The organism is Massilia sp. YIM B02763 (assembly GCF_030412015.1).
Lineage (GTDB): Bacteria > Pseudomonadota > Gammaproteobacteria > Burkholderiales > Burkholderiaceae_D > Telluria.
On record NZ_JASNRD010000008.1, the window covers coordinates 181627 to 201574 of the forward strand.

At 69.5% G+C, this 19948-nt stretch carries 14 protein-coding genes; 6 read left to right on the forward strand and 8 right to left on the reverse strand.

All coding sequences use genetic code 11. The features are described 5' to 3' along the window. Positions 1 to 32: 32 nt before the first annotated feature. Positions 33 to 3233 carry a PAS domain S-box protein gene (locus QPK32_RS13070; RefSeq protein ID WP_290413247.1) on the reverse strand — a complete coding sequence of 1067 codons (3201 nt, stop codon included), beginning with the start codon at positions 3231 to 3233 and terminating at the stop codon, positions 33 to 35. 290 nt (positions 3234 to 3523) lie between these two features. On the opposite strand from QPK32_RS13070, the gene QPK32_RS13075 reads away from it, so the two are divergent. The 4 genes from QPK32_RS13075 to lpdA all read left to right on the forward strand — a co-directional run bounded on the left by QPK32_RS13075 (position 3524) and on the right by lpdA (position 8597). Next, a complete protein-coding gene (locus QPK32_RS13075) occupies positions 3524 to 4756 on the forward strand; it encodes a 3-methyl-2-oxobutanoate dehydrogenase (2-methylpropanoyl-transferring) subunit alpha (RefSeq protein ID WP_290413248.1) in 1233 nt (410 codons plus the stop codon). Positions 4757 to 4841: 85 nt separating this feature from the next. After that, a complete protein-coding gene (locus QPK32_RS13080; protein WP_290413275.1) occupies positions 4842 to 5846 on the forward strand; it encodes an alpha-ketoacid dehydrogenase subunit beta in 1005 nt (334 codons plus the stop codon). A gap of 2 nt (positions 5847 to 5848) precedes the next feature. Further along, the gene (locus QPK32_RS13085) at positions 5849 to 7189 is read left to right on the forward strand and encodes a dihydrolipoamide acetyltransferase family protein (protein WP_290413249.1); all 1341 of its coding nucleotides are present in this window, start codon (positions 5849 to 5851) and stop codon (positions 7187 to 7189) included. A 4-nt stretch (positions 7190 to 7193) separates the two neighbouring features. Next, complete coding sequence (gene lpdA / locus QPK32_RS13090; protein WP_290413250.1) at positions 7194 to 8597, forward strand: dihydrolipoyl dehydrogenase; 1404 nt, start codon at positions 7194 to 7196, stop codon at positions 8595 to 8597. Positions 8598 to 8723: 126 nt separating this feature from the next. On the opposite strand, the gene QPK32_RS13095 is transcribed toward lpdA, so the two are convergent. Then, on the reverse strand, positions 8724 to 9092 hold the full coding sequence (locus QPK32_RS13095; RefSeq protein WP_290413251.1) for a hypothetical protein: 369 nt from the start codon (positions 9090 to 9092) through the stop codon (positions 8724 to 8726). A gap of 198 nt (positions 9093 to 9290) precedes the next feature. Between QPK32_RS13095 and QPK32_RS13100 the strand changes: the two genes are divergently transcribed. After that, positions 9291 to 9866, forward strand: coding sequence for an NAD(P)H-dependent oxidoreductase (locus QPK32_RS13100; RefSeq protein WP_290413252.1), 576 nt, complete (start codon positions 9291 to 9293; stop codon positions 9864 to 9866). A gap of 2 nt (positions 9867 to 9868) precedes the next feature. Next, entirely contained in the window at positions 9869 to 11689 is a 1821-nt protein-coding gene (gene kefC / locus QPK32_RS13105; RefSeq protein WP_290413253.1) for a glutathione-regulated potassium-efflux system protein KefC, read from the forward strand. Positions 11690 to 11803: 114 nt separating this feature from the next. On the opposite strand, the gene QPK32_RS13110 is transcribed toward kefC, so the two are convergent. From QPK32_RS13110 to QPK32_RS13135, 6 genes are all read right to left on the reverse strand, one after another. Next, a complete protein-coding gene (locus QPK32_RS13110) occupies positions 11804 to 12763 on the reverse strand; it encodes a glycoside hydrolase family 43 protein (protein WP_290413254.1) in 960 nt (319 codons plus the stop codon). A 10-nt stretch (positions 12764 to 12773) separates the two neighbouring features. Further along, a complete protein-coding gene (locus QPK32_RS13115) occupies positions 12774 to 15614 on the reverse strand; it encodes a TonB-dependent receptor (protein ID WP_290413255.1) in 2841 nt (946 codons plus the stop codon). 147 nt (positions 15615 to 15761) lie between these two features. Next, complete coding sequence (locus QPK32_RS13120; RefSeq protein WP_290413256.1) at positions 15762 to 16868, reverse strand: ABC transporter ATP-binding protein; 1107 nt, start codon at positions 16866 to 16868, stop codon at positions 15762 to 15764. Between the two features lie 13 nt (positions 16869 to 16881). Next, positions 16882 to 17739: a carbohydrate ABC transporter permease gene (locus QPK32_RS13125; RefSeq protein WP_290413257.1), complete on the reverse strand. Its 858-nt coding sequence runs from the start codon at positions 17737 to 17739 to the stop codon at positions 16882 to 16884. Further along, a complete protein-coding gene (locus tag QPK32_RS13130) occupies positions 17736 to 18620 on the reverse strand; it encodes a carbohydrate ABC transporter permease (protein WP_290413258.1) in 885 nt (294 codons plus the stop codon). Before QPK32_RS13130 ends, QPK32_RS13125 begins: the two co-directional genes overlap by 4 nt. Before the next feature lie 19 nt (positions 18621 to 18639). Next, the gene (locus QPK32_RS13135) at positions 18640 to 19947 is read right to left on the reverse strand and encodes an extracellular solute-binding protein (RefSeq protein ID WP_290413259.1); all 1308 of its coding nucleotides are present in this window, start codon (positions 19945 to 19947) and stop codon (positions 18640 to 18642) included. Position 19948 lies beyond the last annotated feature (1 nt).

Genomic DNA, 19948 nt, shown 5'->3' on the forward strand with positions numbered 1-19948 from the left:
CGTCGCCCCTGCGCAGGCAGCGGCGGCGACCGTTACGCTGCGGCCGCCAGCACCTCCATCAACGCCGCCAGGTTGTACGGCTTGCGCAGCACCACCGCGTCCGGCCAGTTGTTCACCTCGCCCTTCCCGGTCGCGAACACGATGCGGATCCCCGGTGCCATCGAGCGCGCCTGGGCGGCCAGCAGGTCGCCCGACATGCCGGGCAGCTGCACGTCCGTGATCAGAACGTCGGCCCGGTCCGAGATCAGCCCGACGGCCTGCTCGGCGTCGACCGCCTCCAGCACCTCGTGGCCCAGGTGGCGCAGCAGCATCGCGGTGCTGTCGCGGATCTCGTCCTCGTCCTCGACCAGCACGATGCGCAGCCGCGCCCCGGCGCCGGCCGCCGGCGCGGGCAGCTGCGGCTCCGCATGGCCGCGCTGGCGCTGGTTGGCGAGCACCTGGCGGATGCGGCGCGCCAGGCTTTCGCGCGTGTAGGGCTTGCCGAGCAGTTCCACGCCCGGGTCCAGGCGGCCGCCATGGACGATCGCGTTTTCCGTGTAGCCGGAGGTGAACAGCACGGCCAGGTTGGGCAGGCGCTCGCGCGCCATGCGCGCCAGTTCGGGGCTTCTCAGCAGGCCGGGCATGACGACGTCGGTGAACAGCACGTCGATCTGCACGCCGGATTCCACGACCGCGAGCGCGCTTGCGGCGTCCGCCGCCTTCAGCACCCGGTAGCCCAGCTCCGTCAGCATCTCCACCACCGTGGTGCGCACGGCCTCGTCGTCCTCGGCCACCAGGATGGTCTCGGTGCCGCCGACGGCCGGCTGCTGCGGTTCGACCGGTCCGAGGGCATCCTCGGCCGCCGTCGTGCGCGGCAGGTAGATCTTGACGGTGGTGCCCTGTCCCGGCTCGCTGTAGATCTTGACGTGGCCGCCCGACTGCTTGACGAAGCCGTACACCATCGACAGGCCCAGGCCCGTGCCCTTGCCTTCTTCCTTGGTCGAGAAGAAGGGCTCGAAGGCCTGGCGCAGCACGTCCGGGTCCATGCCGGAGCCGGTATCGGTCACGGCCAGCAGCACGTACTGGCCCGGCGCCACGTCCGCGTGGGCGCGGCAATACATATCGTCCAGCAGCGCATTGCTCGCCTCGATGGTCAGCTTGCCGGCGCCGCCCATGGCGTCGCGCGCATTCACTGCCAGGTTCAGCACGGCGTTCTCGACCTGGGCCACGTCGACCGCCGTGTTCCACAGGCCGCCGGACATCACCAGCTCGACCTCGATCTCCTCGCCCAGCGCGCGCCGCAGCATGTCCTCCATGCCCGTGACGACGCGGCTGACCTTGACCACCTTCGGTTCCAGCGGCTGGCGCCGGCCGAACGCGAGCAGGTAGCTGGCCAGCTTGGCGCCCTTTTCCACGGCCAGGCGGGCGTTGGCGATCCAGCGCGGCACCTCGGCGCCGCCCGGGTCCATTTCGAGCAGTTGCAGGTTGCCCGAGATGATCTGCAGCAGGTTGTTGAAGTCGTGGGCGACGCCGCCCGTGAGCTTGCCGATCGTCTCCATCTTCTGGGACTGCTGCAGGGCCAGCTCGGTGCGGCGGATCTGCTCGGCCTGTTCGCGGTCGGCCGTGATGTCGCGTCCGATCGCGTGGATGAAGCCGCGGTCCGGCGAAGCGCTCCACGACAGCAGGCACCAGCTGCCGTCCTTGCGCCGGTAGCGGTTCTCGAACTTGTAGACATAGTGTCCGGCGCGCAGCGATGCCAGCTGGGCCACGGTGGCGGCCTGGTCGTCCGGGTGCACGAGGCCCATGATGTTCTTTCCGACGATGTCGTGCTCGGACCAGCCGAGGATGGAGCCGAAGGCCGGGCTCACGGCCTCGACGACGCCGTCGACATCGGCGACGAGCATGACGTCGCGCGACAGCTTCCACATCCGGTCCCGTTCCGCCGTGCGCCGCGCCACCCGGGCTTCCAGGTCGGCGTTGAGCGTGGCCAGGCGCTCCGTCGCCACCTTGTGGTCCTCGATGTCGGTATGCGTGCCGACCCAGCGTAGCGTGCCGCCATCCTCGCCGCGCAGGGGCACCGCGCGCGCCAGGTGCCAGCGGTAGCGGCCGTTCGCCGCGCGCAGGCGGAATTCGTGCTGGTAGGGCGCGCCGCCCGCGATGGCCGTGGCCCAGCGTGTCCGCGTGGCCTGCAGGTCGTCCGGGTGCACGACCGCGGTCCAGCCGATGCCGCGCAGGGCCGCGTGATCGAGGCCCGTGTAGGCGACCACGTGGTCGTTGAACCAGTCGAGGTTGCCGTCCGGCCCGGCGGTCCAGACCTGGTGCGGCATCGCCTGGGCAAAGGTATGGAACTTGGCCTCGCTCTCGCGCAGGTGGGCTTGCGCGCGCACGCGCTCGGTGACGTCCTGGCCCTGCACGAACACGCCGAACACGGCGCCGTCCTCGCCGCGTAGCGGCTGGTTGACGAAGTCCAGGTAGGCCTGGCGGCGCACGCCGTCCGCGCCGGCCAGCCACACCTCGCGGCCCGCCGCCGCCACGCTGGCGCCGCTCAGGTAGGCCTGGTCCAGCAGCGCCACCAGCCCTTGCGGCACGGCCTCGGGGACGGCATCGCGCACCGGCTTGCCGACCACGTCGCGCCCGCCCACCAGTTCCCGGTAGGCGGGATTGGCGCCGCCGAACACGTGGTCCGGCCCCGTCAGGATGGCCATGAAGCCGGGCGCCTGCTCGAACAGCGCCTGCAGGCGCGCGTGCTCGCCCGCCAGGCGGCGTTCGGCCCGCACCTTGCCCGTCGTCTCGACGACGACGGCGAGCACGCCGGCGATCCGCCCCGCCTCGTCGACGACGGGCGAATACCCGAGGTCGAACCAGGCCTGTTCCGGCCGGCCGTTGCGCTGCAGCGTGAATTCCTCGTCGTGGAAGTCGAGCGCGCCGCCCGCCAGCACGGTGCGCAGCACGCGGTCGTTGAAGTCGGCGATCTCCGGCCATTCCTCGCGCACCTTGCCGCCCAGGCTGCGCGGATGGCGCGCGCCGGCGAGCTGCGCATAGCCCGCGTTGTAGATGATGACGCCGTCCTCGCCCCACATCGTCACCATCGGCAAGGGAGAGCGCAGGATCAGCTCGACGGTCGTGCGCACCACCGCAGGCCAGGCGCCGATGGGACCGAGGCTGGTCTTGCTCCAATCGAAGTCGTCGATGATTTGTCCGACCGCACCGCCAGCGGTGCCGAATGCCCTGATTGGAACTGCCTGTGTCGACATCTTGTCAATACGCCCATCTTCTTGTGAGGTGGAAATTGTAATCTCGTTTTACGTTCGCGCGCATACGATTCATCGTGCATACATACCGGCGCCGATTCGATTGCCGGAATCGATCCTGCCGCGCTGCGCCGCGTGCTACTGTCAGCGCCTGCGCCGGTGCGCCGGGCGGCCCCACGAAGGCGCGCCCATGCTGCACGGCAGCAGAAAAATAGTTCGGCAACGCTGCCGTGCGCCGTCTTGCCGCAACTAATATGTTCTCTCCCGCACATTTCTTACAAAGGAAGCGCGTTATGAGCCAGAGCACCCCTCTGTCGCTGCACGTCCCGGAGCCCACCGGCCGCCCCGGTTGCAAGACCGATTTTTCCTATCTCGACATCACCCCCGCCGGCGCCGTCGCGCGCCCCGCCGTCGACGTCCGCTACCAGGACACGGCGGCGCTGGCCTCGAGCCTGATCCGGGTACTGGACGACGACGGCAATGCCGTCGGCCCATGGAACCCGCAGCTGGACCGCGACACGCTGCGCTTCGGCCTGCGCACGATGATGAAGACGCGCATCTTCGACGCGCGCATGGTCATCGCCCAGCGCCAGAAGAAGCTGTCCTTCTACATGACCTGCCTGGGCGAGGAAGCGATCGGCACCGCGCACGCCCTCGCCCTGAAGCAGGGCGACATGTGCTTTCCCACCTATCGCCAGCAAAGCCTGCTGATGGCGCGCGACTACCCGCTCGTCGACATGGTCTGCCAGCTGCTGTCCAACGAGGCGGACCCGCTCAAGGGCCGCCAGCTGCCTGTCATGTACTCGGTCAGGAAGGACGGCTTCTTCACGATCTCCGGCAACCTCGCCACGCAGATCCCGCAGGCGGTCGGCTGGGCCATGGCGTCGGCGATCAAGGGCGACACCAGGATCGCCTCCGGCTGGATCGGCGACGGCGCCACCGCCGAAAGCGATTTCCATACGGGCCTCACGTTTGCCCACGTCTACCGCGCCCCCGTGATCCTGAACGTCGTCAACAACCAGTGGGCCATCTCCACCTTCCAGGCCATCGCGGGCGGCGAAAGCGTCAGCTTCGCGGCGCGCGGCGTCGGCGCCGGCATCGCCTCGCTGCGCGTGGACGGCAACGACTTCCTGGCCGTGTACGCCGCATCGTGCTGGGCCGCCGAACGGGCGCGCGGCAACCTCGGGCCGACGCTCATCGAATGGGTGACCTACCGCGCCGGCCCGCATTCCACCTCGGACGACCCGTCGCGCTACCGTCCGGCCGACGAATGGACGCATTTCCCGCTGGGCGACCCGGTCGGACGCCTGCGGCGCCACCTGACCGGGCTGGGCTGGTGGTCGGACGCCGAGCACGAGGCCGTGCAGGCGGAACTGGAAGCGGAAGTGCTGGCGGCGCAGAAGGAAGCCGAGCGCCACGGCACCCTGATCGACGGCCGCGTGCCGAGCGCCGCATCGATGTTCGAGGACGTCTACAAGGACATGCCCGAACACCTGCGCCGGCAGCGCCAGCAACTGGGAGTATGACGTGATGCGAGACATCGACAATCCAGCAAAGAACGGGGCCGCGCACGACGACGCGGCCGCGGAGACAAGCGACAAATCCACCCCCATGACCATGATCCAGGCGCTGCGCTCGGCCATGGACGTCATGCTGGGCCGCGACGGCGACGTCGTCGTCTACGGCCAGGACGTGGGCTATTTCGGCGGCGTGTTCCGCGTCACCGACGGCCTGCAGGCCAAGTACGGCAAGCAGCGCGTGTTCGACGCGCCGATCTCGGAAGGCGGCATCGTCGGCACGGCGGTCGGCATGGCCGCCTACGGCCTGCGCCCCGTGGTGGAGATCCAGTTCGCCGACTACTTCTATCCGGCCACCGACCAGATCGTGTCGGAGGCGGCGCGCCTGCGCTACCGCTCGGCCGGCGACTTCACGGCGCCGCTGACGATCCGCATGCCCTGCGGCGGCGGCATCTACGGCGGCCAGACCCACAGCCAGAGCCCGGAAGCCTTCTTCACCCACGTGTGCGGCCTGCGCACCGTGATGCCGTCCAGCCCCTACGACGCGAAGGGTCTCCTGATCGCGTCGATCGAGAACGACGACCCCGTGATCTTCCTGGAACCCAAGCGCCTGTACAACGGCCCGTTCGACGGCCACCATGACCGCCCCGTCGTCTCCTGGGCCAAGCACCCGCTTGGCGCCGTCCCCGAGGGCCATTACACGGTCCCGCTGGACAAGGCCGCCGTGTTCCGGCCCGGCGCCGACCTGACGGTGCTCGCCTACGGCACCATGGTATGGGTGTCGGAAGCGGCGGCGAAGGAGACGGGCATCGACGCCGAGATCATCGACCTGCGCACGCTGTGGCCGCTCGACCTCGACACGATCGTGGCCTCCGTGAAGAAGACGGGCCGCTGCGTGATCGTGCACGAAGCGACGCGCACGAGCGGTTTCGGCGCCGAGCTCGCGGCCCTCGTGCAGGAACACTGCTTCTACCAGCTGGAAGCGCCGATCGAGCGCGTGACGGGCTGGGACACCCCGTATCCGCACGCCCAGGAATGGGCGTATTTCCCCGGCCCGGACCGGGTCGGTGCGGCATTCAAGCGTGCGATGGAGGGCTGACGATGGGCGATTACGTGATCAAGATGCCGGACCTGGGCGAAGGCATCGCGGAAGTGGAAGTGGTGGCCTGGCGCGTGCAGCCGGGCGACGCCGTCAAGGAAGACCAGGTGCTGGCCGACGTCATGACGGACAAGGCGACCGTCGAGATTCCCTCTCCCGTGCACGGCACGGTGCTGGGCCTGGGCGGCAAGGTCGGGCAGGCGCTGGCCGTGGGGGCGGAACTGATCCGCCTGCAGGTGGAAGGTGCCGGCAATGCCGCCGCCGCGCCCGTCGCCCGGACGGCGGAGGCCGGCGACGAGCCGGCCGAGCTGCCGCACGGCTTCGTGCCGGAGCCGCCTCGCGTGGCCGAGGCGGCCGCCAGCGTGGCACGGCGCGAGCCTGCGCCGGCCACCCCGGCACCGTCAGCAGCGCCAGTGTCGGCCCCCGCGCCGAGCCGGCCGCAGGCGCGTGCCGCCGGCGAGAAACCGCAGGCCGCGCCCGCCGTGCGCAAGCGCGCCTGGGACCTGGGCATCGAGCTGCAGTACGTGGCGGGCAGCGGCCCGGCCGGCCGCATCACCCACGCCGACCTCGACGCGCACCTGGCCGGCCGCGGCAGGCACGCCGGCGGCGGCGACAGCCGCTACGCGCAGCTGGACGGTGAGGAAACCATCCCCGTGATCGGCCTGCGCCGCAAGATCGCCGAGAAGATGCAGCTGGCCAAGCGCCAGATCCCGCACTTCACCTACGTCGAGGAAGTGGACGTGACCGAGCTGGAAGCGCTGCGCAAGCAGCTCAACGAGCGCTACGGCGAGGAACGCGGCCGCATCACGCTGCTGCCCCTCCTGATGCGCGCTGTCGTGCTGGCCGTGCGCCGCTACCCGGAGGTAAACGCCCGCTATGACGACGGCAGCGGCGACGGCGCCGGCATCGTCACGCGCTACCAGGCCGTCCACATCGGCGTGGCCACGCAGACGGGCGCCGGCCTGATGGTGCCCGTGGTGCGCAACAGCGAGGCGCGCGATCCCTGGTCGAACGCGGCGGAAATCGCCCGGCTGGCCCAGGCCGCGCGCGACGGCAAGTGCGCGCGCGACGAACTGTCCGGCTCGACCATTACCATCACGAGCCTGGGCGCGCTGGGCGGCATCGTCAGCACGCCCGTCATCAACCACCCGGAAGTGGCGATCGTGGGCATCAACCGCATCGTCGAGCGGCCCGTCGTGCGCGACGGCGGCATGGTGGCGCGCAAGCTGATGAACCTGTCGTCCTCGTTCGACCACCGCGTCATCGACGGCATGGTGGCGGCCGAGTTCATCCAGACCATCCGCGGCTATCTCGAAGCCCCGACCCTGCTGTTCGTGGAGTGAGCCGATGACGACGAACGAAACGACCACGCTGCTCATCGTCGGCGGCGGCCCCGGCGGCTACGTCGCCGCCATCCGCGCCGGCCAGCTGGGCATCCCGACCATCCTGGTGGAAGCCGCGAATCCGGGCGGGACCTGCCTGAACATCGGCTGCATCCCGTCCAAGGCGCTCATCCACGCGGCCGAGGAATTTCACATGGCATGCGCGCACGCGAGCGGCGACTCGCCGCTGGGCATCTCCGCCGGCGCGCCGACGATCGACATCGCGAAAACGGTCGGCTGGAAGGAAGGCATCGTCAAGCGCCTGACGGGCGGCGTCGCCGCGCTGCTGAAGAAGAACGGCGCGACGCTGGTGCACGGCCATGCCAGTATCGTCGACGGCAAGACGGTCGACGTCGAAACCGGCGACGGCGCCCCGCTGCGCATCCGCTGCGAACACCTGCTACTGGCTACCGGCTCGCGTCCCGTCGAACTGCCGTTCATGCCCTTCGGCGGCAACGTGATCTCGTCGACCGAGGCGCTGTCTCCGGCCAGCATGCCACGGCACCTGGTCGTCGTGGGCGCCGGCTACATCGGCCTGGAGCTGGGCACGGCCTACCGCAAGCTGGGCGCGCGCGTGTCCGTCGTCGAGGCGGCCGGACGCGTGCTGCCGGCCTACGACGACGAGCTGGCCCGGCCCGTCGCGGCCAGCCTGAAGCGCCTGGGCGTGGAGGTGCACCTCGAGGCGAGCGTGCTGGGCCTGGCCGAGGACGGGCGCGGCGTCCGTCTGCGCGGCGGCGGCGGCAAGGAAGCGGTACTGGAAGCGGACCGCGTCCTGGTGGCCGTTGGACGGCGCCCGCACACGGAAGGCTATGGACTGGAAAGCCTGCTGCTGGACATGAACGGCCGCGCCGTGCGCATCGACAACCAGTGCCGCACGTCGATGCGCAACGTCTGGGCGATCGGGGACCTGACGGGGGAACCGATGCTGGCGCACCGCGCCATGGCCCAGGGCGAGATGGTGGCCGAGATCATCGCCGGCAAGCGCCGCCACTTCGCGCCCGCGGCGATCCCCGCCGTCTGTTTCACGGATCCGGAAGTCGTCGTCGTGGGGCACACGCCGGCCGATGCGGCACGGCTGGGCCTGGACGTCGTCACGTCCAGCTTCCCGTTCGCCGCCAACGGCCGCGCGATGACGATCGAGGGCACGGACGGGTTCGTGCGCGTGGTGGCACGCAAGGACAACCATGTCGTCGTCGGCTGGCAGGCCGTCGGCAAGGCGGTCTCGGAGCTGTCGACGGCCTTCGTGCAATCGATCGAGATGGGCGCCCAGCTCGAAGACATCGGCGGCACGATCCACGCGCACCCGACGCTGGGCGAAGCCGTGCAGGAGGCGGCGCTCAAGGCGCTGGGGCACGCGCTGCATATCTGACGGATGACCAAAGACACGGGCGGGACGCGTCACCCCGACACGTCTCCGCCCGTGCTGCGCGCCAGTCCGCTGGCGCGCCCCCGATCCCCGCAAGGGGCATGGAATCAAACGTTCCCGTTCATTCCATCATGGTTTGTCGTCGGACTGGCGGCTGCCGGCATTGCCCGTGCTCAGGCTGCCGATGCCGCCCATGCCCGTCTGCAGCTCGCCGGCTTCCTCGCCGACGAAGCCGTCGCCGCGGTCGGCATCGCTGCCGTCCGACAGCAGGTCGTCCGTCCGTCCGCCCTGCACGTTGCCGCCAGGATCCGACTGCGTGTTGATGCCGCCGCCGGCGGCGCCGTCGCGCGCGGCCGCGCGCTCGCCCGACATGCTGCCCACGTCGTTCACGCCCGCGGTGCCGCCGGCCCCGAGCGTGCCGATCGACGTGCTGCCGTCCTTGGTCACCTGGTCGTAGTTGCGGCCCTTGGCATCCTTGCCTTCGCTTTGCATGGACATCGTATCCTCCTCGTCAATCTTGATGGTTTTATCATACGCGCGCCCCGCGCGGCGACCATCGGCACGCGCCCGGCTGACTTGTAGGACATGTCGGGCGTCGTATGTCCATCAAGAAAGCACGTTCTTTGGCAGAAGCCGCAGCGGCCCTCGATATGCTATAAGTGCAATAACGCAACACTGCAATATTGGAAAGCCCGCATGACAACCGCCCCCATCCTCGTGATCTATGCTCATCCGGCGCCGCAACGTTCTCCCGCCAACCGCCGCCTGGTGGAAGCCGCGCGCGCCACGCAGGGCGTGCAGGTGCAGGACCTGTACGAGCTGTATCCCGACTTCGACATCGACGCCGAGCAAGAGCGCTCCTTGCTCGGCGCCGCCCACCTCGTCGTGTTCTTGCACCCGTTCCGCTGGTACGGCATGCCGTCGCTGATGAAGGAGTGGATGGAGCAGGTGCTGCAGCCCGGCTGGGCCTACGGCAAGGGCGAATGCGCGCTGCGCGGCAAGGGCTACTGGCTGGTGACGACTACCGGCAGCGGCCCGGACGCTTACCGCCCCGGCGGCTTGCACGGCCGGCCGTTCGCGGACTTCCTCGCGCCGTTCGAGCAGACGGCCGCCCTGTGCGGCATGGACTGGATCGAACCGCTCGTGCTGCACGGCGCCGCCAAGGCGGACGAAGCGACGATCGACGCCCACGCGGCCGAGTTCCGGCGCCGCCTGGCGGGCTACGCGGGCATCGCGCTGGCCGCGGCCACGCCTTACACCGGGGAGGCTTGAGCATGGAACACAATCTGCTGTTCAACGCCATGGTCTACCTGGCCGCGGCCGTGCTGGTCGTGCCGCTGGCCAAGCGCCTGGCGCTGGGCGCCGTGCTCGGCTACCTGCTGGCCGGCATCCTGATCGGCCCCTACGGCTTCCGCCTCATCAGCGAAGTCGAGGATGCGCTGCACTTCGCCGAGTTCGGCGTCGTGCTGCTGCTGTTCCTGATCGGCCTGGAACTCGAGCCGAGCAAGCTGTGGTCGCTGCGCCGCCCGATCTTCGGCTGGGGCGGCGCCCAGGTGCTGGGCGTGGCGGCCGGCCTGTGCGGCGCCGCCATCCTCGCCGGCATCGACTGGAAGGTCGCCCTGATTGCGGGCCTGGGCCTGTCGCTGTCGTCCACGGCGATCGCCCTCGCCTCGCTGGAGGAACGCAACCTCATGCCCACGCCGGCCGGCCAGGCCGGCTTCTCGATCCTGCTGTTCCAGGACATCGCCGCCATCCCGATGATCGCCATCGTGCCCCTGCTCGGCATTCCCGAGGAAGCGGGCGGCGGCGGCAATGCCTGGCAGGCCGTATTGAAAGTGGTCGTCGTGCTGGCGGGCCTGATCGTGGCCGGCCGCTTCCTCGTGCGTCCGCTGCTGCGCGTCATCGCCAAGACGGACACGCGCGAGATCTTCACGGCCTTCGCCCTGCTCATGGTGATCGCGATCTCCCTGCTGATGCAGTGGATCGGCGTGTCGATGGCCCTTGGCGCCTTCATGGCCGGCGTGCTGCTGGCGGACTCCGAATACCGGCATGCGCTGGAATCGGACGTGGAACCGTTCAAGGGCCTGCTGCTCGGGCTGTTCTTCATCGCCGTCGGCATGTCGGTGGACTTCGCCGTGTTCCTGGCGCAGCCGCTGCTGATCCTGGGCCTCGTCGCGGGCTTCCAGGTCATCAAGATCGCCCTGCTGTACGCGCTCAGCCGGGCGCTGGGCATGGCGCGCGGCCAGCACCTGCAGTTCGCGCTGCTGCTGTCGCAGGGCGGCGAATTCGCCTTCGTCGTGTTCGGCGCGGCCGCCACCGCGCGCGTGTTCTCGAGCGACGTCGCCTCGATCCTCGTCGTCGTGGTGGCGCTGTCGATGGTCGTCACGCCGCTGACGCTGATGCTGTACGACCGCATCCAGGCCTGGCGCCAGGGCGGCGACGGCGCCAAGGCGAGAAAGAAGAAGGCCGACGCCATCGAACCGAACGAGGACCACGTGATCATCGCCGGCTTCGGCCGCTTCGGCCAGATCGTGGGCCGCTTCCTGCACGCGAACGACGTGCGCCTGACGGTGCTGGACCACGACCCGGACCAGATCGAGGTGCTGCGCCACTTCGGCTTCAAGGTGTTCTACGGCGACGCCACCCGCGCCGACCTGCTGCGCGCCGCCGGGGCGGCCAAGGCCCGCGCCGTCGTCGTCGCCATCGACGACATCGACGACAGCCTCGCCCTCGTCGACACGGTACGGCGCGACTATCCGGACCTGCCGATCTTCGCCCGCGCCCGCAACGTCACGCATTACTACCAGCTGATGGACCTGGGCGTCACGATGATCGAGCGCGAAACCTACGAGTCGGCGCTCAAGCTGGGCCGCACCGTGCTGACCGAAGGCCTGGGCCAGAGCGCCTACCGCACGCGCAACGCCGCCAACCGCTTCCGCCGCCACAACAAGCAGAGCCTGGAAGCCGTCTACCCCTACTACAAGGACCGCGAGACCTTCGTCTCGCTGAGCAAGCAGGCGCGCGAGGAACTGGAGGAGATGATCGCGCGCGACCGGCGCGCGGCGGAGGAAGAAAAGACGCACTACTGGGATTGATGGAACGTCATCCAGCATATGCGACGTCGTCCCTGCGCAGGCAGGGACCCGATTTTCATCGGGCCGCCGCCAAGCATGCAAGATTGGGTCCCTGCCTGCGCGAGGACGACGGTTTCAAGCCGGCGCCTGCCGCGTCGTCCACGTCGGCCCATCCGTCACCGGCCTGCCGTCCACCCAGTCGAGCCGGTCGATGCACATGCGCCGCGCCGTCTGTGCCAGGTCCCAGGCGTGGTACACGATCCAGGTCTCGCTGCCGTCCGGCGACACGGTGAAGGAATTGTGGCCCGGGCCCAGCAACTGGCCGTCCTTCGGCGTGCGCATCAGCAGCGCCCCTTCATCGCCCTCGGGCCGGCGCCACGGCCCCATCGGGTGGTCGGCGACGACCCAGCTGACGCCGTAGTTGTCGCGCTCCCAGGCGCCGCCGCTATAGAAACAGTAGTACTTGCCGTCGTGGACCTGCACGGCGGGCCCCTCCACGGTGTGCCAGTCGACCACCTTGCCGTACATCTCGCGGTCCTTGCGGAACACGTGCCAGTCGTGGTGGGGCCGCACGACGGTGACGGCCTCGCCGGCCAGCGTCGTCATGTCCGCCAGGCGGTCGACGACGATGCCAGTGCCGATCCGGTGGTCGCCGTCCGGATCGACGAAGTCCACGCAATAGAACAGGTACCACTGGCCGTCGGCGTCGCGGAATGGATGGGCGTCGATCGAGAACGGGTGGTAGGGCACCAGCAGCTTGCCGGCGTCGACGAAGGGGCCGGCCGGATGCTCGGCCACGGCCACGCGCAGCCGGTGGTCAGTCCCTTCCGCCGCTGCGCCGCCGGACGAGTAATACAGGTAGAAGCGGCCATCGTGCGCGGCCACTTCAGGCGCCCAGAACTGCGTCGCGCCAGCAGGCGCGAGCGCATGGCCGATCGCTTCCCAGTGCACGAGGTCGACCGACCGCAGCACGGGGATTTCCCCGCCCTGCGGATTGCCCGGCGCCGTACCGTAGGCATAGTAGACGCCCTCGTGGCGCAGCACGAAGGGGTCGGCGAATACCTCGGGGTACACGGGGTTCGCATACGTGGCCATGCGGCGCTCCTTACAGCGAGAACCGCAGGCCGAGGCCGTAGGTCGTCGGGTTGTAGCGGATGTCGCGCGGGCGGATCTCGCTGCCCAGGTAGCTCTCGTACTTCTCCTTCGTGATGTTGATGGCGTCGAACTGGATCGAGATATGCTTGTTGATCTCGTACGACAGGCTCAGGTCGACGAAGGTCGCCGGCTTGACGATGCGGTCCTGGGCGAAGCGCGGCTCGGCGATCTGCTCGACGTATTCGCCCCGGTGGTTCGCCGTCAGGCGGCCCGTGATGCCGTTGCCCTCGTACAGCAGCGCCACGTTGTAGTTCTGCTTGGCCACGCCCGTCAACGCCGTCTTGCGGTACTGGGTGCTGGTCGGCGACAGCAGCGTCTCGTTTTCGCCGTCGATCCACGTATAGTTGGCCTGGACGCCGAAGTTGCTCCAGACGCCAGGCAGGAAATCGAAGAACTTCTGCGCGCCCAGTTCCACGCCCTTCAGCTTGCCCTTGCCCGAATTCTGCGGACGCGTCACGCGGTAGGTCTGGCCATCGATGACTTCCTGGCTCTCCATGTTCTGCAGATAGCCGTCGATATCGCGGTGGAACACGGCGATCTGCGCGTAGCCGTTCTTCTGGAAATAGTATTCCAGCGTGGCGTCGCTGTTCACGGACTTGGTCGGGCGCAGGTCCGGGTTGCCGGACGAACCCGTGCCGGGCGCGTTGACGGTCGACGGTACGAGCGACAGCGCCGGATTCAGCGAGGCGAAATCGGGGCGGTTGATGGTCTTGCCGACGGACAGGTGCGACTGCAGGTTCTCGCGCCAGCCGATGACGGCGGCGGCGCTGGGCAGCACGTTGTTCTCGCTGGTGCTGCGGTCGATCGGGCTGATGACGTCGCCGATGCGGCTGCTGCCCTGCAGGTCGCGGCTCGTGTGCACGATGCGCGCGCCGGCGGTGCCGGACAGGTCGATGTCGCCCGCCTTCGCCTTCCAGCGCGCGGCCGCGTACAGCGTGCTCGTCGTTTCCTTCTGGTCGAAGCTGCGCAGCGGGTCCTCGGCCACCCGTCCGGCGGCGGCGCCGTAGACCCCGCGCACGCTGTCGGCCTGGTCGATCAGGTAGTCGCGCGACGGCGTGAGCCACTGGCCGCCGAGGCGGTCGATGCCGGGCACCAGGGACTCGAAGCCGGCGCCGAAGGCGGCGACGGGGTTCGGCCGCACGGCGCCGCCGAAGTCGCTGTGGCCCTCGGCCCCATGGTAGCTGGCGTTGCGCTGCGACAGGCGCAGACCCGCGTCGATGCCGCTGAAGAAGCCGTCGCCCAGGCGGTACGACGCGTCGCCGCGCCACTGCGTCTGCTCGCCCTTCTGCACGCCCCAGTTCTGCACCATCCCGCGCAGCACGAACTGGCTCGGATCGCGCAGCGGGTTGGCGCTGCCCGGCGTGGCGATCGCGTTGTAGCCGCCATGGCCGTCGGCGCCGTAGGTATAGCCGTTGACGCTGGCCCCCGGAACCTGCTGGTCGACGATCATCGTGTCGTTGACGAAGGTCGACTTGGTCCAGGCCACGTTCGAGGACAGCTTCCACGGGCCGTCGCGGTATTGCAGGCCCAGGTTGAAGAAGTGCGAGACCGTGTGTTCCTTCACGCCCCAGCTGCTGGTGGCCACGTAGGGATCGTAGCTGTACGCGCCCGCGTCGTACTGCGCCGCCGGCGCGTAGGCCGACGTGATCGGGCAGATCCTGCCTTCCGGCGTGTTGCAGTAGTCGCCGTCCGGCGCCATCACGACGTTGGACAGGCGCGGCGCCCAGGTCGTGTTGGCGATCATGTAGTCCACTTCGCTGCGCCCGCGGTAGCCCGTGCCCAGGTATTGCGCGGTCAATTCCAGGTTCGGCCGCACCTTCCACTGGAAGGCGCCGTGGATGCTGCCGCGGTCGCGGTCGCCCGCGTTGTAGATGCCGCCGATGTTCGAGAAGTCGCCGAGGCGGTCGCCCGGGCGCAGGGGCGCGACCGGGTCGCCGTCGCCCAGGCGCACGGCCGTGCCGTCCGGGCTCACCGAGAAGATGCGGTCGGGCCGGTCGACCCACTGCACGGGATAGCCCCAGTGCTCGCGGTTGAACGCGACGTCGACCAGGGCGCCCATCTCGCCCATGCCCGTGTTCCAGCGGTTGCTCAGCGAGAAGCCGCCGCCCGGGTTGTTCTTGTCGTCCGTCGCGCTGGAGCCGTTCACCTTCTGGCGCCGGTTCTCGAGGTAGCCGGTGGCGTTGAAGCCCTTCAGGTCGAACGGCGCGCGCAGGCGCACGTCGATGCCGCCGGCGATGCCGCCTTCCTGCTGGTTGGGGGTCGCCGTCTTGTAGACGTCGAAGCCGCCGATCGCCTGCACGGGCAAGTCCTGGTACGCGAGGCGGCGGCCGGTGCCCGTGAAGATCTCCATGCCGTTCACCGTGGTGACGACGTCCGGCAGGCCGCGGATGATGACGGAACTGGTCTCGCCGCGGTCGCGTCCCACCTGCACGCCGGCGATGCGCTGCAGCGCGTCGCCCGCCGCGCGGTCGGGGAACTTGCCGATGTCCTCGGCGTTGATCGAGTCCACGACCTGGATCGAGTCGCGCTTGATCGCCTCGGCCGTGCGGATGCTGCTGCGCAGGCCCGTCACCGTCACCTGCTGCATCTGCTGCGGCTGGGTCGGGGCGGCCGGCGTCGCGGCGGCGGGCGCGCCGGGGGCCTGGGCCGCGGGTTGGGCCGGTGCGGCGGCCCCGGGGTTGTCGGGATTCCGGGCCTGGGCCGGCGCGGCGTCCTGCGCGCAGGCGGCGCCCGCCTGGGCGCACAGGAGGATGGCGGCCACGTGCAGCGGCCGGAGCTGGAAAGCGTTCATTGGGGGTCTCTCCCGATTCTCGGCGGCCTGGACGTCGGCCGCATCTGTTAAATTGATTATCAGGAAATTAACAGAAAGCGGAATGCGGCGGCGTACGCTTGCGCCGCCTGCGGCATGCACGCAACATGGCCGCTCGCGTGTGCGCCCTCAGGCGGCCGGGCAGACCCGCCCGTCGGCGCCGAACAGGTAGGCGCGCGCCGCGTCGAAACGCAGCAGCACGCGGCCTCCGACGGCGGGCAGCGCCGTGCCCGCGGCCACCTTGGCCGCCACCATCTCGTCGGCGCCGGGCACCTGCACGTAGGCGAGCGTGACGTCGCCCAGGTACTCGACCAGGTTCAGCGTGCCGGCGATCGCCCCCTCCTCGCCGGCGCCGTCCCCGTGCGCCGCGGGCAGCAGGTGCTCGGGCCGCACGCCCAGCGTGAAGGCGCCGGCGGCGCCCGGCGGCACGGCCGCGTCGACCAGGAGCACGGCGCCGCCGGGCAGGCGCACGCGCGCGCCGGCGCTGTCGTGGGACACCAGCTCCACGGGCAGGAAATTCATCTTCGGCGTGCCCAGGAAGCCCGCCACGAACAGGTTCGCGGGCCGTTCGTACAAGTCGAGCGGGGTGCCGACCTGCTCGATGCGGCCGCCGTTGAACACGACGATGCGCTGGCCCAGCGTCATCGCCTCCACCTGGTCGTGCGTCACGTAGATCATCGTGGCGTTCAGTTCGCGGTGCAGGCGCGCCAGCTCCACGCGGGTCTGGGCACGCAGCGCGGCGTCCAGGTTCGACAGCGGCTCGTCGAACAGGAACACGGCCGGCTTCCTGACGATGGCGCGGCCGATCGCCACGCGCTGGCGCTGGCCGCCGGACAGGTCCTTCGGCCTGCGCCCCAGCAGGTGGCCGATCTGCAGGATGTCGGCGGCGCGCTGCACGCGCTCGGCGATTTCCCCCTTCGGCACCTTGGCCAGCTTCAGCGCGAAGCCCATGTTCTCCGCGACGGTCATGTGCGGGTACAGCGCATAGCTCTGGAACACCATCGCGATGCCGCGCCGCGCCGGTTCCACCGTGTTGCTGACGACGCCGTCCAGCTCCAGCGTGCCGGCCGTGATGTCCTCCAGGCCCGCGATCATGCGCAGCAGCGTGGACTTGCCGCAGCCGGACGGGCCGACGAAGACGACGAACTGGCCGTCCTCGATGTCGAGGTCGATGCCCTTGATGACGGCGTGCTCGCCGTAGTGCTTGCGTATGTCCCTGAGCCTTACCGATGCCATCCCGTCTCCATGTTCATTTGAGGCCGCCCGCGGCCAGGAAGCCCTGCGTCACCCGGCGCTGGAACACGACGTAGGCCAGCGCCACGGGCAAGGCGCCCAGCAGTGCCCCCGCCATCAGCTGGGCGTAGCGCACGCCGAAGGCGTCGTAGGTCTGCGTCAGGCCGAGCGGGATCGTCATCATCTCGTTGGAGGTGACGACGATGAACGGCCACAGGAAGTTGTTCCAGGCGCCGATGAAGGTCACGATCGCCATCGCCCACACGATGTTCCCCGACAGCGGCAGGTAGACGCTCCACAGCACGCGCAGCGGGCCGGCGCCGTCCAGCGTCGCGGCCTCGCGATAGTCGGCCGGGATCCCATCGAAGAACTGCTTGAACACGTAGATGACGACGGGGGCGACGACCTGGGGCAGCACGATGCCCGCATAGGTATTGATCAGGCCCAGCGCGTTCATCGTGCGGAACAGCGGCACCAGGAGCGCCTCGAACGGCAGCAGGAATCCCAGCATGGCGACGCCGAACACCAGGTTGCGGCCGCGGAAACGCAGCTGCGAGAACGCGTACGCGGCCATCAGGCTGATCGCCATCGTCACCACCGTGACGAGGAAGGCGACGAAGAAGCTGTTGAACAGCCACAGCACCAGGTTGCCCGCGGCGAGCGTCTCGGCGAACGCATTCAGCGTCCACACCTGTGGCAGCCAGTGGAAGGTGGCGGACACCGTCTCCGGTTCCGGGCGCAGCGCCGTGCTCAGCGCCCACAGCAGCGGCGCCGCCCACAGCACCACCAGCACGACGGCGCAGGCGGCGCCGACGGCGGTCCAGGCGAGGCCGCCGCGCCCCGGCATGCCGCGGCCTTGCGCGCCGGTCTTCATGCGCCCCTCCCCGCCAGCCAGCGCACGATGCCCGCCTGCAGCAGCGACAGCAGCACGACGATGGCGACGAAGGCCATGGCGATGGCGGCCGCGTAGCCGGCGTCGCTCTGCGTGAACGCCGTCTCGTACATATAGTGCAGCGTTACGCGGGTGGTGTTGAACGGGCCGCCCGTGGTCAGGATGTAGGTCTGGCCGAACACCTTCAGCGACGCGATCATCTGCAGCACCAGCGCCGTGGCGACGACGGGCCGCAGCGCCGGCCAGGTGATGGCGCGAAACAGCGTGAAGCCGCTGGCGCCGTCCAGGGCGGCGGCCTCGTACAGCTCCTTCGGGATGTTGCGCAGGCCCGCCAGGAACAGCAGCATGTTGAAGCCGACCGTCCACCATACGGTGCTGATGGCGACGACGGGCAGCGCCCAGTGCGGGTCGGCGAGCCAGGCGCGGTCGCCGTTCAGCACGTGGTTGACGACGCCGGACGAGGGCTGCAGCATCCAGCTGGCGATCAGCGTCATGACGGAGATCGGCAGGACGAACGGCAGGAAGAACACGCCCTGCAGCAGGCCCTGGACGCGCACGAAGCGGTTTACCAGCAGCGCCATGAGGAGGCCCACCGCGCACAGGGGAATCACGGTCAGCAGCGCGAAATAGAAGGTGTTGCCGACCGAATCCCAGAATGCGGGATCGTTGAGCAGCGTGTGGTAGTTGGCCAGGCCGACGAAGGCGCTGGTCCTCGTCAGGCTGCTTTCCGTCAGGCTCAGCCACAGCGTCTGCAGCGCCGGCAAGGCGAAGAACAGCGTAAACGCGAGCAGGAACGGCGCCAGCAGCAGCCAGGCGGGCAGCGTATCCGTCTTGCGGTCGTGGAGCGTACTATCCGGTTTCATCGTCGTCCTCGGCACGGCCTCAATAGAGCGGCGGGCGCTTCTTGACAAGGCGCGCCGCCTCGTCCTCGAAGCGGCGCACGGCCTGCTCCGGCGTCATGTAGCCGTACAGCGCGGCCGGCAGGAATTTCGACGCGATCGCCTCGAGCGGGCCGGCGGCGCCCATGTACCAGCCGTCCGGGTCGTAGACGACGTCGTGCGCGGCTTGTGCATACATCGCGTTGGGCATCAGCGCCCGCGCCGCGGCCGATTCCGCCACCGGGCGATAGGCCGGGATGTGGCCGCCCTCGGCCCAGCCCAGCGAATGCTTGCTGACGTAGGCGACGAAGCGCAGCACGGCCGCCACCTTCGCGGGGGACGGCGGCTTGTCCGCGTTCGCGGGAATGGCGAAGGCGTGGGAGTCGGCCCAGGCGCTGGCATTGGCGTACATGCGCGGCAGCGGCGCGATGCCGTAGTCGAAGCCCAGCGTGCCGCTTTGCGTCGCGCGCACCATTTCCGGCACTTCCCATACGCCGTTGAGCATGAACACGGCGTTGCCGCCCATGAACTGGCTCGTCGACGCGGGATAGTCGAGGCCGACCTGGGCGTAGCCGCTCGTGAACCAGGTGGCGACCCTGGCCAGCGTCGCCGGCCCCGCAGGTCCATACGCGAAGCGTCCGCCCTGGATCACGGGCACGTTCTGCTGCGCCAGCATCGACAGCCACAGGCGCCAGATCGCGTAGGAGCTCTGGCTGCTCTCCATCGTCAGGCCGCGCCGCCCCGTGCGCTCGGTGGCGACGCGGAAGGCGTCGGTGAGCGCATCGATGCCATCGATGGGCTTCAGGTGGCCCTGCGCGTCGAGCAGTCCGGCCTTGCCGGCCAGCGTCTTGTTGTAATAGAGGACCAGCGGGTGCATGTCGAGCGGGATCGCCCACAGCTTGCCCTCGTAGTGCGACTTGGCCCACTGGCGCGGCAGGTAGTCCGCACCCTGCACGCCCGCGGCACCCAGCTCGGCCCCGGAAATGGGCCGCAGCACGCCGCCGCCGGCCAGGTTGACGATGCGCGACAGGTGCACCGTCGCCACGTCCGGCCCCGCGCCCGCCACCGAGGCGGTGATCAGTTTGGTATAGAACGGCTCGCCCCACTTGAGCGTCGTACTGACGACGCGCACGTCGCGCTGGCTGGCATTGAAGTCCCGGACGAGCGCCTGCATGCGCGCGCCGTCGCCGCCGGACAGCAAGGTCCACATGCGGACTTCGACCTGGGCCCGGGCCGCCGGGGACGACAGTCCCAGTACGGCCGCGAGCAATCCTGCCAGCGCGGCGGCGAGGCCTTTGCTTCCTCGTGCCACG

What these genes read in the sequence shown, in the direction of transcription:
- lpdA (WP_290413250.1), top strand. Translation starts at nt 7,194, where the DNA reads ATGACGACGAACGAAACGACCACGCTGCTCATCGTCGGCGGCGGCCCC.
- QPK32_RS13110 (WP_290413254.1), bottom strand. Translation starts at nt 12,763, where the DNA reads ATGGCCACGTATGCGAACCCCGTGTACCCCGAGGTATTCGCCGACCCC.
- QPK32_RS13080 (WP_290413275.1), top strand. Translation starts at nt 4,842, where the DNA reads ATGACCATGATCCAGGCGCTGCGCTCGGCCATGGACGTCATGCTGGGC.
- QPK32_RS13085 (WP_290413249.1), top strand. Translation starts at nt 5,849, where the DNA reads ATGGGCGATTACGTGATCAAGATGCCGGACCTGGGCGAAGGCATCGCG.
- kefC (WP_290413253.1), top strand. Translation starts at nt 9,869, where the DNA reads ATGGAACACAATCTGCTGTTCAACGCCATGGTCTACCTGGCCGCGGCC.
- QPK32_RS13125 (WP_290413257.1), bottom strand. Translation starts at nt 17,739, where the DNA reads ATGAAGACCGGCGCGCAAGGCCGCGGCATGCCGGGGCGCGGCGGCCTC.
- QPK32_RS13100 (WP_290413252.1), top strand. Translation starts at nt 9,291, where the DNA reads ATGACAACCGCCCCCATCCTCGTGATCTATGCTCATCCGGCGCCGCAA.
- QPK32_RS13115 (WP_290413255.1), bottom strand. Translation starts at nt 15,614, where the DNA reads ATGAACGCTTTCCAGCTCCGGCCGCTGCACGTGGCCGCCATCCTCCTG.
- QPK32_RS13075 (WP_290413248.1), top strand. Translation starts at nt 3,524, where the DNA reads ATGAGCCAGAGCACCCCTCTGTCGCTGCACGTCCCGGAGCCCACCGGC.
- QPK32_RS13070 (WP_290413247.1), bottom strand. Translation starts at nt 3,233, where the DNA reads ATGTCGACACAGGCAGTTCCAATCAGGGCATTCGGCACCGCTGGCGGT.
- QPK32_RS13120 (WP_290413256.1), bottom strand. Translation starts at nt 16,868, where the DNA reads ATGGCATCGGTAAGGCTCAGGGACATACGCAAGCACTACGGCGAGCAC.
- QPK32_RS13095 (WP_290413251.1), bottom strand. Translation starts at nt 9,092, where the DNA reads ATGTCCATGCAAAGCGAAGGCAAGGATGCCAAGGGCCGCAACTACGAC.
- QPK32_RS13130 (WP_290413258.1), bottom strand. Translation starts at nt 18,620, where the DNA reads ATGAAACCGGATAGTACGCTCCACGACCGCAAGACGGATACGCTGCCC.